Origin of the sequence: Mesorhizobium sp. AR07, from assembly GCF_024746815.1 — a bacterium.
Classification (GTDB): Bacteria; Pseudomonadota; Alphaproteobacteria; order Rhizobiales; family Rhizobiaceae; genus Mesorhizobium.
In genome coordinates, this window is the sequence record NZ_CP080525.1 from 6038642 (window position 1) to 6055232 (window position 16591).

The following is a 16591-nucleotide window of genomic DNA, read 5'->3' on the forward strand; positions in this document are numbered from 1 at the left end:
AGATCAACCTCATCTCAAAACGCCTTGGGACAGCTGAACCCGGACAGCGCGGGGAGGAAGAAGGAGTTGGGGCCGGAGCCTGTCTGGATCGTATAGGTAACGTCGCGCCCGCCGATCACGAAACGTGCTTGCACGGTGTTGTCGTTGCTGGTGATGGCGGCCTTGTCCAGAAGCCGCTTCAATGCCCACGACCCTTCGAACTTGATGGCGGATTCGCGGCCTGGCATTGCCGGCGTCAGGCTTAGACTGGCGGACCCGGAGGCCGTACCGCTCGGCCAGGTCACCGTGCTCGGCGCGTTACCCGTCTGGTTGCTCTGGACGGTCTGGCCATCGACATCGAGTATCGCCGTATCGGCATCGCCATGCAGTGAGAAGGGGGTGAAGGTGACGCTGACCGACGGCACCGAACCGCCCGATGGAAAGAAGGCGTTGCGGATTTCCGCAGCCAGCTGGAAGTCTTTCAGGGTTGATTTCGACAGGTCGCGTCCAAAGCGCGCATCCTGCTTCCAGCTCCAATCCTGGCCGGTCATATCGATCAGCGAGGCAAGATTCTGTGCGAAGAACCGGTCCATCAGCCCGCCCGGGGCAAAAAGTTTCGCGAAATCCGCCATGGCAACATCCTCGGTGCCACTGCTGGCGAAGGGATAACGGCCGTTGATCGCCGCCTCGCAGGGGGCCGTGACCGTCTGGTCGAGTATCCGGTTCAAGTTTGCCACCGAGGTTTCGGCGACGTTGCCTTCAAACTCATCCGCCGTTGCGTTGACCATTCGGCCGAGTTGCTTGGGCAGGCGCGAGACATTGGCGCGAAGGGTGGCGATCTGCAGCTGCAGATTCGCATTGACGCGCTCTGTCTGCGAGGGGACTTCGGCCGCCAGCTGCAGGCTCTGGTAGATCTCGCTGAAATTCTGGGTCAGTGCATCGATTGGGCGGTGCCCAGCAGGGCCGCTCACAAGTGCCTGGAATGGTCTGAACTGCGCTTCGATGTTCGCACCCGGATTCAGGTTCTGCGTGTCGGCGGATTTTGTGCCGGCGCGGCTTTGCGATTTGCCGGTGGCGATTTGTATGCCAATGCGGGCCAGGCCCTTGGCCAGATCCGCCGGGTTGCGTGGCTGGTTTTGAGCCGTACCTGCTTCGACCTCGGCGCCAGGACCATTGCCGTCACCTAGGTCTCGCGTCAGCGCTGTTTCATTGGCGATCGCCGCGAACAGCTGGTTTATCGGTGAGGTTGGGGAGGCCGCGGCTGAAAGCACGATGTAGTGCGGCTTGTCCGTCAGCATCGCCTTGAATTTCAACTGGCCGAGAACGCCGTTCCACGCTGCCGCGAACTCCTTCCCGTAGCGATCGAGAAGTTCGGGGCCGAGCTTGAGCAATTGCCGATCGATGTCGCCTTGTTCGCCGCCGCCACCGAGAACCCACTGCTCGTCGACAAGCATCTGCGCAATGCGCGAAAGCTGGGCAAGATAGAAATTGTCGAAGCCGGCATGGGTGTAGATGCCGGGAACACGAAGGCCTGACAGATCGCTGCCATCGATGCGCTCGAACAGCAGCTGTGCTTCCGGGCCGCCTTTCAGGGAAACGGAAAAATCGTCCAGGGCTGCCGCGTAGATCGCCGACTTGATCAATGCGGAAGCTCGATCGGCAAGGCTCATACGCCCGAGAGAGCGTTGGGCGGCTTCAACAAGCGGCTGGTTGAGCTCGAAAACGGGATCATAGGCATGGCCCAAGGCAAGCATGGCCCGCAGGTGCTTTTCGAGTTGCTCGCGTCCTTCGCGGTTGTTCTCGCCTGGATATCGGTTCTGCTCCCAATCCTGCTTCATCCAGGAAACGATCAACGCGTCATCGACCTTCGGCGCCTTGCCGCCAAGCATCAGATAGATTTTCAACGGTTCGTAGAGCGCGATGGGATCGGCCATCTTGGCCTGGATCGTCCGCTCGGCCTGGATCAGCAGGCGCGATCGGAACATTCGCTCCAGTGCTTGCCGATAAGCCGTTTTGGCGGCCGAAAGAAGCCTGTCGCGCTGACTGAGGCCGAACGTTTCCTTGATCGGTGTCGGCAAGTCACCGGTTTCGAATCCGGCCGGCAGATCGCGCAGCTGGTCGAGCGGGCCGATGACGTTTTCAAGATCGACATCGGCAACCGTGGTCGTCTTGAGCAGCGGGTCCGCCGCCTCGCGATACTGGCCCATGGCCGTAGTTGTAGAGGCGATCAGCGACCGGTTGGCCGCGAAGCTCAGCGCCAGGGTGCCGAGTACCGCGGCCGCGATCAAAGCGATTGCGCCGAGGCCGCCAAATCTAGCGATCGCCGCACGCCTTGCAGCCGATTTGTCGTACGAAACCCATCCGGATTCGGCAAAAATGACGTCCGTCAGCAGATCATGCAAAAAGAAGCTTTTGCCGGTTCCGGAAAGATGAGGACGGGAATTGCCGCCGAAATTGCGGCCGATTGCCCCCAGCACCTGATCGATCGGCGTTCCCTCTTGCGTGCCTGACGAAAAATAGAGCCCGCGCAGGCTGACGTTCACTTGGCTGCGGGTCGGATCGAACAGGCTGGTGACAAAACTGGCAATTCGACCCCTCAGCGCGCCGAACTGTGCCGGAAAGCCAAAGATGGAGATGCGGGTGACCGGATCGGCTTCTTCCTGGAGGCGGTCGGCGATCTCGTCCGCCAGTCGTTTGGCCAGCGCATCGAATCCGGCGGGGGCCTCGGCGGCCATGTTCCTGTCGCGCTCCGCGGTCTGGAATGTCGCTCCCCATACCTTGCGTCTGCGCGGCTCGTCGAACCCGCCGAAGTAATCCATGAACCCGGAAACAAGATCGGCCTTGGTGAAAAGCAGATACACTGGAAACTGGATTTTCAGCGTCTCGTGTATTTCCCTCAGCCGGCTGCGTATCTCGACGATGTGGGCATCAAGCTGCTGATCGTCGAAGCTCATCAGATCGGCAAGGCTGATGGCCAGGATAACGCCATTTATCGGTTGTCTGGTGCGGTATTTCTTGAGCAGCGACAAGAAGGCGAGCCAGCTCTTCTTGTCGCTCTCGGCATTGGAGTCCTGCGTCGTGTAGCGTCCGGCGGTGTCGATCAGCACGGCCTGGTCGGTAAACCACCAGTCGCAGGAGCGCGTTCCGCCAACACCAGCCACCGGTTGGGCGTCCCCCGAACCCGCAAGCGGGAAATTCAGACCCGAATTGACCAGTGCCGTCGTCTTGCCGGTCCCCGGCGGGCCTATGATGATGTACCAGGGGATCTCATAGAGGAAGTTGCGCTTGCCGCTCGACCGTTTGAGCGCCGCCACGGCCTCATTCATGCGGGCTTCGAGCACCCGCGAATCGTCATCGCGGTCGTCGTTCTGTGCAACGACGGTTTCGAGCTTTGTTTGCGCCTTTCTCGCTTGCCAGAAACGCAGCCCGTAGAACAGCGCCAGCGTCGCCACGATCACACCAATGATGGTCGCGCGCAGCCAGGCAGGTCCCAGCGGGCGGGTATCGGCGAAGCGGATCAAGGGTCCGGCAAACCACACTGCCGCAGCGAAACCGGCCAACGCCAACACGCTGAATATCCGCAGCAGCCAACGCGTCATGGGTGCTTCCAGCAGGCCGTGCTCACAATGTTTCCTCCCTGGGAATCATCACATCGACACGGCGGTTCTTGGCGCGGCCCTCCGGCGTTGCGTTGTCGGCGATCGGTTCGTCCTCGCCCTTGCCATCGACCGTCAGTCGCGATGGATTGCTGAATTTCGCCGCCATCAACGCCTCGACAGCCTTCGCCCGGGCGACGGAAAGGTCGAAGTTGGATTTGAAGGCGCCCGACTTTCGCGGTTTCACATTATCCGTGTGGCCGACGATCCGGATTGGTCCGGGCTCGGGTTCCAGAGCAGCCGCAATGTCGGCGGCAATGGGCTGGAATTCCGGCTTCGCCTCCGCCCTGCCGGACTGGAACAGCAGGAGATTGTTGATTTCCACCACGATGAAATCGCCCTTTGTGCCGATGGTCAGCCCGCCGCCTTTGACGTCCTTGGCCAGTGCCGAGCGGATGCGATCGATCTGCGTGGTTGTGGCCGCGGGTGGGGTGACTTTCACCGGCTCGGCCAACGGCGCCACGCTGGCGCGTTCGATGGCGACCGGTGTCGGTGGGTTGAGGGCCAGCAATTCGCCGGCGGCGGCGTCGCCTTCATTGGTGATGAAGACCCGAAATGCGAAGAACGCCGCTGTCAGCAGCGCCGACGCCGCTGCCGCAACGACCCAAAGCGGCAGCCGGGCCGACGGCTGCGCCATCGTCGCCGCCAGTCCCTGCCAGTGCGGCGAGATGTCTTCACCGGCGCGCGCCCGGAAGTAACGAAGCGTCTCGTAGACGTCGCGTCGAACGCGTTCGAGATTGTTGTCTTCGCGCGTCACGCCTCGATACTGGCCCTCGAAACCCAGCGACAGGCAGGCATGCATCAATTCGAGCAGATCGTAGTGCGTCTCGGGATTGGCCAGTATCGTGTTCAGGGCTTCGTAGAAGCCCGTGCCGGTGGATTCTACGTGAAAGAACTGCCCCAGCATGCTGTGCTGCGCCCAGTCGTCATTCTTGGGCCAAGGCAGGTTGCCGATGAGATCGTCGGCGGTTTCGCACAGGATAAATTTCGCGATCCGCGCATCCTCCTCGGGCACGCCTGATTTCTCCATCGTTCGGTCGAATTTTTCGATCGCCTCAGTGACGTGTTGCGCCAGTGGCTCCGCTTGTCTTTCGACGGAGATGAGCCTGAGCTGCCCGAACAGCATCAGCAAAGGCGCCGCCGCGGCGAGAATAGGGTTTGCCGCGGAGTATTTGACGATGTCCGCGGCATCGAGCAGGGTCGCCTGCTCGATGGCTGGCGTCGGCGCGGCCGCGGAAGAGCCGGTGCCTGCCGCGGCGCCCAAAGCCGCACCTTGATAAATCACGGTTCCGAATGCCCAGCCCGGCGGGCGTCCGCCACCAGGATCGAACACCGTTGAATCCTTGACCCGAGAGGGTTGGCCCGCGTCCGCGACAGGGACCTGTGGAGCTGGCGGCGATTTTTGTTCGCGCCGTGGTTTTGCACGAATGACGGTCTTGCCCGCCGGGCCGAAGGGGTCGTCCTTCGAACTCATCGCCGATCTTCCGTGCAGGCGGCGTGCCCGCGATTGGGCGAGACAGGCGCAAAACGGTTTCTGGTCGGGTAAAGGAAATGCAGCCCCTGCCGACCGTGGCAGTCTCCGCAGGAGGATTGGCTAGAAAACGCTATCCCGCCACAACATGACATTTGCCGCAGACCCCCAGGTCAATGAGCCTTACCCGCTTGGCGAACTGTCGTATGTGATCGTAGTCTCAGAAATTGCCGATTGGAACCGGATGACGGGCGTCAAGAAGACTTTTCTTCGCCGACCGCTGTGCCATGCGTCTGTTGGCTTTGCGTTTCCTGGCTATACGTTTCTGGGATCGCCTATTTTTGCTTGTTGGCTTTGGCATAGGCCTCGCTGAAATAGGCCAGGAATATGTCCAGCATGCCGTTTTCGTGTGCCTCCTCCATGGTCCGCCATGTCGCGACATAGGCGTCCCAGGCCTGGCTCTTCTTCGACGTGAACGAGGTCGGCGGGAGTTTCCTGCCGATCGCCTCAGGCGACAGGTCGTCGAGCAGCCGGGAGAGCGCGGCCTGCATGGCTGCATAGGTGGCAAATTCGTGCGTCTTGAGATCGCGGAATGCATCTTCGAAACTGCGCCTGGCATCAAGATAGCCGGCCCTGCGACGGGCGAACATGATTTCGAGGATGTCGTCGGTTCCTGGAACGAACTTCAGCGGATTGTTGTCCGCGGCGCCGATCATCGTTCGTTGTGTGCTCTTGGCCAGCGTTTTCGCGGCCGCGCGTGCTTTCAGCAGCAAGGTCAGTTCCTCGACCACCGTGCGCAGGACCGCGCCGATTTCGGCGGCAACTTCATGCGGGTCGCGCAATTGAAGCAGTTCCGGCGAAATGCCGGCTCCAACCGCGATCGCCCGCAGCACCTCGTCTCCGGTTGAGGGCAGGGGTGTGGGGTGCGACGAGGAAGTCGGCGCCGGAACCCGCTGCCCGGACCGTTGCCGCGCGGGATCGAAGAAAGGCCCATCTCCGAATTCCAGCGGCTGGCCTGCCGCGACCGGTATTTCTCGCTGCGTCGAAACGTGGCCGGTTTGAGAATAGCCCGCCAGCGCGCGCTCCTCGTCGATCGATACGAAGATGACATAACGGCCGATCAGCATCCGGTCGCCATGGCCCAGCCGATGCGGGCCTGTCATGCGCTGGCTCGATCCGTTGATGAAGGTCCCATTGCGCGAGACATCGTGCAGCCAGAACCCGCCGGCCTCGTAGCGAACCTCGCAGTGCCGGCCCGAGATGAACTTGTCGGGGTCCGGCAAGGTCCAGTCACAAGCATCGCGTCCGATCTCGAAGCCGCGATCACGCGCCGCGTAGCTGGTCGGGATGCCAGCGGGCAAGGCGTCGATATTGTTGATTTGCAGACTGATATACATCCAGGATCGCCGTTGATCGATACTCGACCATTCTAGCAGTTTGCGCGCACAACAGGACAGCCGCGTTTCGAGCCGATGCATCGACAGGGCAAGGTTCAGTCGTCACCTGTCCTCTTTGGTCGGCGGGACAACATGTGGTAGGCTCCATGCGGCCTGGTGCGGCGGGTCGAAAAAGTTCCTGAACAGGGTGCGGGAACTTCAATCCACCGCGCTGGCGGCCGCGTCCAGGAGGGGCACGACCCATGCCGAATGAACGTGCCACCGTTGTCAAGACACCGGTTGGCCCCGAGTTGTTGACGTTCACGCATCTTGTCGGACGCGATGAGATCAGCCGTTGTTTTGCCTATACGGTCGGGTTCGTGAGCACCGACCCCGATATCGATCCGATGAAGATGCTGGGCGGACCGGTCTCGATCGAAGGTGAATCCGATCCGAAACGTTGGTTCAGCGGTCTCGTATCCGAGTTTCGCCTCACCCGTATCGAGGACCGGCTGGCGTATTACGAAGCTGTCGTCAGGCCGTGGCTCTGGTTTCTCGGCAATGCCACCGATTGCCGTATTTTCCAGAACAAGAGCGTCGTCGACATCGTCAAGGACATCTTCAAGAAATACAGCACGGCCGAATTCGATCTGCGCCTGCAGGGATCCTATCCCCCGCGCGAATACTGCGTGCAGTATGACGAGACCGATCTGGATTTCGTACAGCGGCTGCTCGAGCATGAAGGCATCCTGTATTTCTTCGAGCATGACGAAGACAAGCACACGCTTGTCCTGGCTGACGCGATGAGCAAGCTGAAGCCGGCGCCGCACTATGAGAAAGTGCTCTATAACTTTGAAGGCCAGGGTTCCCGGCGCGATGTCGAATACATCACCGAATGGATACCGGGCAGCTCGGTGCGGCCGGGCGCCTATGCCCACACCGACTATGATTTCAAGAAACCGGGCGCCGACCTGATGGCCAAGTCGGCCCAGCCGTTTGGTCACAAACAAGCCGCGGGTGAGAACTACCGCCAGCCCGGCGCGCATCTCGAAGTGGGCCGGGGCGACAGCCTAGCCGCGATCCGGCGCGAGGAAATCCAGGCCGTCCACCAGCGCATCGCCGCCGTCGGCACCGTGCGCGGCCTCTATTCGGGCTGCACGTTCAAGCTGGACGGATTTCCACGCGAAGACCAGAACCAGGAGTATCTGGTGGTCAGCGCCGAATACAGGCTGTTCGACCCGGGCTACAGAGCCCATGCCGACGTCGACAGCGAGAACTTCAAGGTAATCCTCGGCGTGGCACCGACTGCCTTGCCCTATCGTCCGCCGCGGATCACGCCACGGCCGATCATGCGTGGGCCGCAGACGGCGACGGTGGTCGGCCCATCCGGCGAGGAAATATTCACCGACAAATATGCGCGGGTGAAGGTGCAGTTCCATTGGGACCGTGTCGGCAAGAAGGATCAGAACAGCTCCTGCTTCGTGCGGGTGTCGCAGACCTGGGCTGGCAGCGGCTGGGGTTTCATCCAGATACCGCGCATCGGCCAGGAGGTGATCGTCGATTTCATCGAGGGTGACCCGGACCTGCCGATCATCACCGGCAGGGTCTACAACGCCTCGCAGATGCCGCCCTACGGCCTGCCGGGCAGCGCGACGCAATCGGGCTGGAAGTCGGACTCCTCCAAAGGCGGCGGCGGCTACAACGAGTTGATGTTCGAGGACAAGGCCGGCTCCGAACTGGTCAATTTCCAGGCGCAGAAGGACCACCACCTTCTGATCAAGCACGACCGCACCAAGCTGGTGCAGCACGACCAGTCCGACCGCATCGACCACGACGCCAAGCATTCGGTCGGTCACAACCTCGACGAGGACGTCGGCAACAACAAGACGGTCAAGGTCGGCGTCGACCAGACCACGAATATCGGCTCGAACGACACCGAAACGGTCGGCAAGAACCGGTCGCTGACGGTAATGGCCAACGAGACGATTCATGTCGTGTCGAACTCGACGGAGAACATCGATGCCAATCACACGCAGACTGTCGGCATAGTCCAAACCGTCACCGTCAAGGCCGCGCGTTTTGACACCGTCGGCGCCGCCGAGACCCGCAGCGTCGCCGGCGTTCAGACCAACAGCATCGGCGCGACCCGCTCCGTCAGCGTGGTGATGGGGCAGAGCCATGATATCGGGGCGGCGGATACTTGGTCCGTCGGAGCCAGCCAAATCGTAAGGATCACCGCCGACCAGAACTTTGACGTAGGCGGCGCTCATGCGTCACAGATCGGCAAGGCCAGATCGGCCAAGATTGGCGCCGATGACGCCACCGATGTTGCCGGCGGGCACACCCTGAAGGTCGGCAAGGCCAGCGCCGTGGACGTCGCCGATGACGGCAGTTTCAAGATCGGCAAGAACTTTGCGGTCGACGCCGGGGATTCGATTTCGCTGACCTGTGGCAGTGCCTCGATTACGATGAAGAAGGACGGGACTATCACGATCAGCGGCAAAGACATCACCGTCAACGGGTCCGGCAAGATCAATATCAAGGCATCGAGCGACGTCACCATCAAAGGCTCCAAGATCCATGAAAACTAGCCTCGGCTTTGTTGGTGATCGGTCGATGGCAAAGTGGTGCCTTACAGCTGCGCGTGCGGCCTGACTGATCCGTTCAGCACTTCAGCACCGCGCACCGCGAGAAATCGGCTTCCTTGCCCAAATGACCATCCTGGAGAACATTGTCGGGGAGCATGCCGAGCGGGTGGCCTCCTTGTGGGTGCAAAGGGACTGTCTAGCCCTTGAAGATCCTCCGGATCTGGATGCTGTCGGGGCCATAGACGACAGATTGGAAACAAACCTCGACGGCATAAGGGTCGCCAGCCAGGCAGCCTGGCCTTGCGTCCTCTCCCTCCATGAGGCTTGGCCGGGCAAGGGTGAACTCTTCGTCGTGACCTGGACAGCTCTCGAATTGGAAAGCGCCGACTATGTTGCGCAAGCCGTTGAAATCGGCCGCATGGCGATCGATGGCCCAAGCGGTTTGCTTGGCGCATTGGCATGGCATCCACCTCGCAAGATTGCGCCATGGGTGCGCGCGTGGATTGGCGCGCCTGATCCGTTCAAGAGGTTGCTAGGCTTGTCAGCCTGTGTGGAACACGACGTCGATCCAAAACAGATGCTGGTGCTAAGGCTTCGCGATCCTGAAGCGTCAGTCCGTGCCGTAAGCCTCCGGTTGGTCGCAAAGCTCGGCCGCGCCGATCTGGCGGCCGAAGTCAGAAACATGGTTATCGATGAGGACCAGCAGGTGCGTTTCTGGGCTGCCTGGGCTTTGAGCGAACTTGGCCTGGGGGAACTCGCCCTTCCTGAACTCAGAAGGGCGGCTACGCAAGGCGACGACAATGCGCTGCGCGCACTTCGGGCAGCGGTGAAGGCGGCTCCAGTCAAGGAGGTGCGAAGCTGGATTGGCTCGCTGCTCGCCTTGCCGCAGAACGCCTCCCTGGGGGTAAGAGCTGCGAGCATGCTGGGCGATCGAACGATTCTGCCGTGGCTGATCGAACAGATGGACAATCCCGCTCTTGCCGTGACAGCGGGTGCGTCACTGCTGGAGCTGTTTCCCGAGGCGCGGCAGCAGAGCGACCTCTTCACGAATGACCCTGGCGCGGCGGGGCTTCGTTTCGAGGAGCATTTCGGTGATCAGGCTGCAAGGGTTCCGCTTGCCGGCAAGGTTCTCGAATGGGCGCGGCGACAAGGATACGTCAAGTAGCCGAACAAGGGGTGACAGGCAGGCGGGCTGCAGCGGCGTTATAGAACATCAATCGTCGTCGGTGCGAGGCGTGTGAACGAGCGAGCCGAGCTGTTGGCCAATAGAGCATCCGGCGCACTTAGCGCCAAATCCAAAGCGGCGCTTCGCCTCTGACGCTGCGTCCCACTTACAAAGATCTCCCGCAGGTTCTCCGCTGCCAGAGGCTTGCCCAGTAAATACCTTTTGCCGGGACTAAAGCCTGTCTGGTTGCGCCGCCACCATTCGCGGACCTTGCGGATATCGGGCCAGACTAGGTCTTCGTCGCGAGCGGAGTGATCGGCCGGCAACGCATCCCCGGAATCCAGGTCAGCTAGCGGCTTGACGTGCATTGCTTCGCTCTCGAGCGATAATCCGGTGATGGTTGCAAAACTCTCGCCGGCCAACCGTGCAAGCGTCGGGTCACGCATGCGTGTGGTCAGCCACGGCACAAAGATCGGATCCCCCAGAATGCCGGCCCCGGCGGCAATCAGACGCTCCTTCGAACGATCGCCACGCAGACTGAGCAACCACTCCACGGCGCTTTGATGATCCGCGACTCTCAACAGCAGCTGCGCGCCCTTCCAGCCCAACCCGTCGACGCCCGCGTACATGCGGAGGATGTCCAGTGCCTGATGTCCATCACCCAGCAATGCGCAGGACCATGCCGCCCAGAATCGGCACTTCTCGTCCGGATCGTTCAGAGCTGCCTTGATATCGGAAAGCAGATCGACCCGCCCGACTTCGCCGGCGAGGCGCAACGCCCTGGCGCGAACCGCCGGAGCATCGTTCATGAACAGTGGAAGACGCGCCGCGGGATCGATCCGCCGAACGGAACATGCTGCCAAGCCGAGCAGGCGCCTACTCGGGCGCGGATGGTCCAGGAGGGAACTTACTCTCTCGCGAGCCAGGTGCGGCTCCACCCAGCCTAAGGCCGACACGACGGCTGGGAATAGTTCTGACGACGCTTCGGCGAGATTCAGGATATAGCCGATCCTGTTCCCGGACAGGCTCTCGAAGGCAAGAACCGCGGCCACAAAGGTTTCGCCTGGCTCCTGATACTGGTCAAAGGCTCGCTCCGCTATGTGCCAGCCCCACTCGCCCGCAACGCGAAGACCGTCGATATGGGCCTCCAGGCGATCGTCCAGACGGTTCAGATTCCTGAGATACTGGTCGGGAGCATCAAGCGCTCTGTTACGCTGCAGCCAAAGAAAGGCCGCGTCCTCGGCATGCTGCTCGACGATATGCTCGATAACGCGGCGCGACATTCGAGGCTCTAGTTAAGCTGGATCGAGCCACCCTTGATCTTGTTGGGGCCAGAGGAACGACTAAGAATGTACGTGCCACGCAGGATGATTTTGCCGGTGCGGGTCAGCGTGATGCTGGCCTTGCCGCAGCGAAGCACGATCTCGCGTTCGGCGGAAAGCTCCAGGCGTTCGCCATCGAGCGTCACGGCGACATCCTCCGCCGCAACCGGCGTCGGACGCAGGAGGCGGCCTAGAATGATCGCGCGATCGGGATCGCCACCGTCGAACATCACGACCACGTCGGTTCCGAAATCCGAAGCCTCAAGCATGGTTGCCGCGCGTGCAGCAACCATCCTGGTTTCGATTCCGTCAGAAATGGAGACGATCGGCTCGCCTGACCTGTCGCGGCCGATGAAGGTGCCGATGACAAGGCCGTCGCTGAGGCTGCCGCCGGCGTGCGAGAAGTCGGGGCGATCATTCACTATGCTTACCCCTTTCAAAACTCATCCTTACCATAGCCGCGCCTGCAAGACGACGCAACTCGGTAAGGCTCATGCGGCCAGCGAAGCACTGGTGGCCACGAGCTGCACGCAAAGAATGTAATTCTCTATGGTGCTGTATTTTACCTGTAGCGAATACTCGACAAAATGCCAGGTCGCATAACCGTCAAATTCCTCATCAAGCACATCGTCTGGCGGGCGACCCACCTTGTGCATCACTTGCTCAGGTGAGTCGTTGAACAATAGCCCTTTCGGAAGCTCTCCGGGCCAGCGTGCGCCCTCCACCTCGTGCTCGCGGTATAGCAAAACATTTGCGAGAATCTGGTCGCGGCCTCCATTTGGATAGCGAAATCGCAGTTCGATTCCGATATGCCGCGTGAAGCTGGCAACCGATCCGGTTTCGTCTTCTTCCAGATTCTGGTCGAGGCGCAACGGCGCGAAAGTCAATCGGACCTCCGGATCGGCGAGCGGCTTGCCCATGACGCGCGCGATCTGGTCGATCGTGGGCACCAAGGCGGCATCGGCATCGTCGGCTGGCATAACGGGCGGACGCATCAGGCAGAGCACGAATCCGATCCGCGCACCGTTATCGACGTAGCTGACGGTCAATCGGCACTCTGGCATCTCCCAGGTGTCGCGCAGATAGGACCGCCTGGTCGATTCATAAGCTGCGAGGCTCGCACGTACCGTGTTCTTGGCCTCGTCGAGTCCGATGTTGAAGGGCAACGGTCCCTTGTACGGTTTCACCTCGTCATGCTCAAGGTAGAAGTACACCTGCGACAGCAGCATGGGTTCGTTGTAGGGGTCGAAATCATCCTCGCCAAGCAGATGCGCGCGCGCTTCGAATCCGAGTTCTATGCCGAGTTGTCGATTGATCAGCCAGTCTTGAGCCGAAAGAACCGGGCCTTCGTCGCTTTCGTCGACGTCGATCGAGGGCTGACGAATGATGTTTAGGCTTGCAAGCAGCGCCTGCACGTCAGGATCCGTCGATGGTCGACCGAGAAGGGCAATTGACCTGCTGAAATTCATGAACGTAGATCGCAATCGTGGTTAGTCGGCTTCCGGCAGGCTTAGCATCAAGGCTTCGATAGAGGATCTGTCGCTGGTATATTGGGCGGTTAGCAAAAGATTGTCCGCAATAATCCAGCGATCCCAGCCAATGGCGCTTTCCGATTCGTTTGGTTTTCCAAACCGGGCACGCATGTCGGACTGGGAAGAATCTCTTTTTATGTCGTAAGGTAGCGGCCCCGTGTAAGTGGAGGTCTTATCCTTCTCAAGCCGAAGAACCACCCCGGTCAGGACGCAGTTGCCGGACCCCACAGGAGGTGGGTCTTCAAAGAGTTCTGCATCTTGAAAGTTCACGGTCATACCTGGGATGTCGACGAGAAGATCCAATTCGTCGCGCGGCATTACTAGCTTCTTGGTGACTCCGGCCGATCGTAGTAAAGATTTCACCGCCGCGTTTTCAGCTGTGTGGCCAAAAAGGTCGAGCCAATCCTTGTAATTTAGATGAGTCATTGGATGTACACCCTGTTACATTTTGTGCCTATTTGCACTCTTCTACAGCATCCCGGATCATCTGATCGAAATCGAATTTCTTGAGCTCCTTGACCGCAGCCGCGTAGGCCGGGCCGCAATCGGTGGTCTTGAGGTGATCCTGCAACGCCTTCGTGTCACGGTTGACAGCATCAGTCATGCTGTCCTTCGATTTTGCATCCTGTCTAATCTGCTTTTTTGTGTTCTTGCTACCGCAGGTCTTACTGAAACCGCGATGTGACTTGCGAGGGATTACGATCGCCATGCCGCGGGATTCGATTTTTCCCTTTGCGCATTCGTAGACATCCGCGGACATCGTATTGAACATGACCTTGGCGCGCTTAAAGAGAGTGGCCTTGGCAGGGATATGGTCACGTTCCCAGACCCTCGACCCGTCGGCGCGGCTTGCCTTTCCGCTGTTCTTGAGACCGCCATAGCTGCCCACTTCGCCGCATTTGTGCATCGGCTTGTTGTCCGGACCCTGCTTGTTTCCGGTCGAGGTGGCGGAGTTAGCTCCCATTGTTCGTCATCTGATCGCCGAGCAGTTGGATGTTCTTGCCTTCTGCCTTCACGTCCATCGAGCCGGGCGCAACGAACTCGGTCTTTCCTTGCGTAGCCGACGATACCACGCCGCCGCCGGTACCCTGGCTCGCCACATCAGGTGACGGCGCGCTCATGTAGTAGCTGCCTTTGATGGCGATCTTCTTGCCTTCGATCTTGACCGTCGACGTGGCGTCTGACAACCGGTCGGCGGAGCGTCCGAAATTCGGCAGCGGAACTGGCACGAACGGCGCCGGCGGTCCCGGCATCTTGCACACATTGGGCACATCCGCAGGCGCCATATCCATACTTCCCTCGGTCACCGGCGTCTTGGGTGGATTGACCCCAACGGAAACCATCACGCAGCCTTTCTTGGCGGGCTGGTAGGAAAGTCCAGCAGCGTCACCGCCCGCTGGCCGCCCTCGGAACTGGCCCAGAGCGCCGCCCGCGAACCGTGACTGTAGCCTTTGCTGGCGGCGGCGTAGGCGAGCGTCGCGAACAGCGGACCCGACGCCGCGCCGACGTCGCCCCAGCAGTCCGCAGGATGCAGATAGTGGGTTGCCGCATCTGAGAGATGCTGGACTCGCAGGATTGCGTAGACCAGTTCCTCACTGCGGTAGCGCTGTCCATTGAGATCGCAGTAGGTATCAGTGATATTGCGGCGGCCCATGTCGACGGCGGAGCGGAGTCCGAGGAAGGCGGAACTCAGCCCCTCGCCGACGCAAACCTCCTCCTCGCCGTGCCGCTTGATGGTGATCCGCTCGGGCGCGGTGCTGACCGCAGTCAGCCGACCCAAGGGTTGCAGGCCCAATTCTGATATCAGATGGCTGGGTGCCAGCAGGCAGGCACCCGCCGCTTCTCCCGGGAAGAAGCCGTCTCGGTTCACCTCGGATTTGAGTTGCCCCGTTTCATCCATCCATTTCAGCGTTTGGTACTCGTGATAGGAATCCACTCCTGCTACCACCGCTAGGTCCGTCTTGCCCTCATCGATCGCCTTGGCGGCGACACCAAACGCAAGCATTCCAGCAGCATGTCCGTGGGGCAAGTATTGTACGCGCAGGTTCGCCGGGCCAAATCGTTCCATCGCGGCACGGCCGAGCATTTCAGCGATGCCGTCCGGCAACCCTGGCCGCGGCTCCGGCGCACAGATGATCAGGAGCGTTCTCAGGCCGTTGGCCGACAGCGCCGCGGCCTGCGGCAGTTGCAGCAATGTCGAAAGCAGCAGTTCCTTCATTCGCTCTGCCAGCGGCACATCAGGGCCCATGACCGCATCCTGCGCCAGGCGCATGGGCTCGCCGTTGCGGTCGACGAAGAACGGATGCTCGGAAATTGCTGATATCCCAGCCCGCACCGCTGCGGCAGCGCTTTCGGGGCGCAGGCCAACCGGAGTCCGCGCTGCAAGGCCGGCCAGCCAGATTGGCGTCCGAGGGACATAGGCTGCGACGCTTGGCGTAGGCACCGTCATTCCATCACATCAGCTTTTTCAGGCGGACAGAGGTTTGATCGAGATAGTCGATGTCCTTATTGCATATGAGCGAGCTTTGCCAAACCATAATAACGCGCGAAGCATCCGGCTCTAGGATCACGGTCGCCAGTGTGCCTCGAGTGTGAATCGTCTCGCGTTTGATGCGCGTTGAGAAGCCAAACACCAGTCGCGGCAGATGGAAACGTATCGTGCCGTTCGGCGAGAGATTGATGAGTTGTACCGGCTCGCCACCGCGCAGATAGCCGGCAACCTGTTGATCCCGCGGCGCGCAGCAGTAATAGTGAGAGTCGAGATCTTCCGCCCAAAGCGGGAAGCGCGTCTTCTGCCAGGCCTCGTCATAGGTACCAGCGAGTTCCCGGCGCGGCGACCAATGACAGGCCACGGCGTTGAAACCAGCTGGCGCGGGGCGGCTGGCGACGGAAGAAACCAGGTTTGCTGGATCTTCGATATTGGGAAGCGGCCGCCCGAGACAGCCATTCGGGTTGGAGATGAAGCCCTGCCCGACAGGATTCCTCGCCTCCAGGCGATGATCCTTCGGATTGCTGGCGGTGCGATCCCAGCCGCCGAATGCTGCTTCATATCGGATCGGCATCTTGAGGAATGGATCGGGGCTCGCGATAACGCGTCGTCCGGCAAGGTTCACCGTCCACCAGCGATTGCCGAATACGCGTAGGCGCTTTTGGATTGGACCAACCTGGAATCCTACATCGAGCTCTGTGGTCGGCCTGCCGTTCAGTGACCAGCCGGTGCCATTGACAAGCACGTCCGTGCACGGCTTCACCCCGAAAAAATCGGCCTCGTAGATCAGGCTTTTCTCGTAGTCGCCGTCTAGGGGTTGCCCCTGTATGAACGGCGGCACCTGGTTCTCCGAGGGCCGCGTGCTTCCGTCGGCCAGTATGTCGAAGGTCGCCTTCACGCAGACCAGCCAGATCTTGTTCGCGGCCTTGTCCTGAACCCAACTCCCCATCGCAGGAAATCCGGTGCTGCTGCTGACTTCCCACATAGCGGCCGCGCATCCTCAGACTTGGGTAA

At 60.7% G+C, this 16591-nt stretch carries 13 protein-coding genes; 2 read left to right on the forward strand and 11 right to left on the reverse strand.

Annotated elements, in window-relative coordinates:
* Nucleotides 1-14: 14 nt before the first annotated feature.
* The 3 genes from tssM to tagH form a co-directional block, all read right to left on the reverse strand.
* Complete coding sequence (tssM, locus tag BPNPMPFG_RS29835; protein WP_258592145.1) at nt 15-3578, reverse strand: type VI secretion system membrane subunit TssM; 3564 nt, start codon at nt 3576-3578, stop codon at nt 15-17.
* 22 nt (nt 3579-3600) lie between these two features.
* Nucleotides 3601-5109 carry a type VI secretion system protein TssL, long form gene (gene tssL / locus BPNPMPFG_RS29840; protein ID WP_258592146.1) on the reverse strand — a complete coding sequence of 503 codons (1509 nt, stop codon included), beginning with the start codon at nt 5107-5109 and terminating at the stop codon, nt 3601-3603.
* Nucleotides 5110-5441: 332 nt separating this feature from the next.
* On the reverse strand, nt 5442-6503 hold the full coding sequence (tagH, locus tag BPNPMPFG_RS29845) for a type VI secretion system-associated FHA domain protein TagH (protein WP_258592147.1): 1062 nt from the start codon (nt 6501-6503) through the stop codon (nt 5442-5444).
* A 242-nt stretch (nt 6504-6745) separates the two neighbouring features.
* Here tagH and BPNPMPFG_RS29850 point away from each other — a divergent pair, with 242 nt between their 5' ends.
* The gene (locus tag BPNPMPFG_RS29850; RefSeq protein ID WP_258592148.1) at nt 6746-9073 is read left to right on the forward strand and encodes a type VI secretion system Vgr family protein; all 2328 of its coding nucleotides are present in this window, start codon (nt 6746-6748) and stop codon (nt 9071-9073) included.
* A gap of 121 nt (nt 9074-9194) precedes the next feature.
* A complete protein-coding gene (locus tag BPNPMPFG_RS29855) occupies nt 9195-10235 on the forward strand; it encodes a HEAT repeat domain-containing protein (protein WP_258592149.1) in 1041 nt (346 codons plus the stop codon).
* 38 nt (nt 10236-10273) lie between these two features.
* Here BPNPMPFG_RS29855 and BPNPMPFG_RS29860 read toward each other — a convergent pair whose 3' ends face one another.
* From BPNPMPFG_RS29860 to BPNPMPFG_RS29895, 8 genes are all read right to left on the reverse strand, one after another.
* Entirely contained in the window at nt 10274-11518 is a 1245-nt protein-coding gene (locus tag BPNPMPFG_RS29860; RefSeq protein WP_258592150.1) for a TIGR02270 family protein, read from the reverse strand.
* A gap of 8 nt (nt 11519-11526) precedes the next feature.
* Nucleotides 11527-11979: a DUF2345 domain-containing protein gene (locus tag BPNPMPFG_RS29865; RefSeq protein WP_258592151.1), complete on the reverse strand. Its 453-nt coding sequence runs from the start codon at nt 11977-11979 to the stop codon at nt 11527-11529.
* Nucleotides 11980-12048: 69 nt separating this feature from the next.
* Entirely contained in the window at nt 12049-12972 is a 924-nt protein-coding gene (locus tag BPNPMPFG_RS29870) for a hypothetical protein (RefSeq protein ID WP_258592152.1), read from the reverse strand.
* Nucleotides 12973-13047: 75 nt separating this feature from the next.
* Complete coding sequence (locus tag BPNPMPFG_RS29875) at nt 13048-13515, reverse strand: DUF6392 family protein (protein ID WP_258592153.1); 468 nt, start codon at nt 13513-13515, stop codon at nt 13048-13050.
* Between the two features lie 28 nt (nt 13516-13543).
* Nucleotides 13544-14053, reverse strand: coding sequence for a hypothetical protein (locus tag BPNPMPFG_RS29880; RefSeq protein WP_258592154.1), 510 nt, complete (start codon nt 14051-14053; stop codon nt 13544-13546).
* Nucleotides 14043-14432 (reverse strand): PAAR-like domain-containing protein, encoded by a 390-nt coding sequence (locus BPNPMPFG_RS29885; RefSeq protein ID WP_051695559.1) that lies wholly within the window; start codon nt 14430-14432, stop codon nt 14043-14045. Before BPNPMPFG_RS29885 ends, BPNPMPFG_RS29880 begins: the two co-directional genes overlap by 11 nt.
* Nucleotides 14432-15361: a beta-ketoacyl synthase N-terminal-like domain-containing protein gene (locus tag BPNPMPFG_RS29890; RefSeq protein WP_258592155.1), complete on the reverse strand. Its 930-nt coding sequence runs from the start codon at nt 15359-15361 to the stop codon at nt 14432-14434. The genes BPNPMPFG_RS29885 and BPNPMPFG_RS29890 overlap by 1 nt, the downstream gene beginning before the upstream one ends.
* A gap of 181 nt (nt 15362-15542) precedes the next feature.
* Nucleotides 15543-16562 (reverse strand): DUF2169 family type VI secretion system accessory protein, encoded by a 1020-nt coding sequence (locus tag BPNPMPFG_RS29895; protein ID WP_258592156.1) that lies wholly within the window; start codon nt 16560-16562, stop codon nt 15543-15545.
* Between the last annotated feature and the right edge of the window lie 29 nt (nt 16563-16591).

Coding starts and splice junctions, on each gene's coding strand:
- tssM (WP_258592145.1), bottom strand. CDS start 3,578: ATGACGCGTTGGCTGCTGCGGATATTCAGCGTGTTGGCGTTGGCCGGT.
- tssL (WP_258592146.1), bottom strand. CDS start 5,109: ATGAGTTCGAAGGACGACCCCTTCGGCCCGGCGGGCAAGACCGTCATT.
- tagH (WP_258592147.1), bottom strand. CDS start 6,503: ATGTATATCAGTCTGCAAATCAACAATATCGACGCCTTGCCCGCTGGC.
- BPNPMPFG_RS29850 (WP_258592148.1), top strand. CDS start 6,746: ATGCCGAATGAACGTGCCACCGTTGTCAAGACACCGGTTGGCCCCGAG.
- BPNPMPFG_RS29855 (WP_258592149.1), top strand. CDS start 9,195: ATGACCATCCTGGAGAACATTGTCGGGGAGCATGCCGAGCGGGTGGCC.
- BPNPMPFG_RS29860 (WP_258592150.1), bottom strand. CDS start 11,518: ATGTCGCGCCGCGTTATCGAGCATATCGTCGAGCAGCATGCCGAGGAC.
- BPNPMPFG_RS29875 (WP_258592153.1), bottom strand. CDS start 13,515: ATGACTCATCTAAATTACAAGGATTGGCTCGACCTTTTTGGCCACACA.
- BPNPMPFG_RS29880 (WP_258592154.1), bottom strand. CDS start 14,053: ATGGGAGCTAACTCCGCCACCTCGACCGGAAACAAGCAGGGTCCGGAC.
- BPNPMPFG_RS29885 (WP_051695559.1), bottom strand. CDS start 14,432: ATGGTTTCCGTTGGGGTCAATCCACCCAAGACGCCGGTGACCGAGGGA.
- BPNPMPFG_RS29890 (WP_258592155.1), bottom strand. CDS start 15,361: ATGCGCCTGGCGCAGGATGCGGTCATGGGCCCTGATGTGCCGCTGGCA.
- BPNPMPFG_RS29895 (WP_258592156.1), bottom strand. CDS start 16,562: ATGTGGGAAGTCAGCAGCAGCACCGGATTTCCTGCGATGGGGAGTTGG.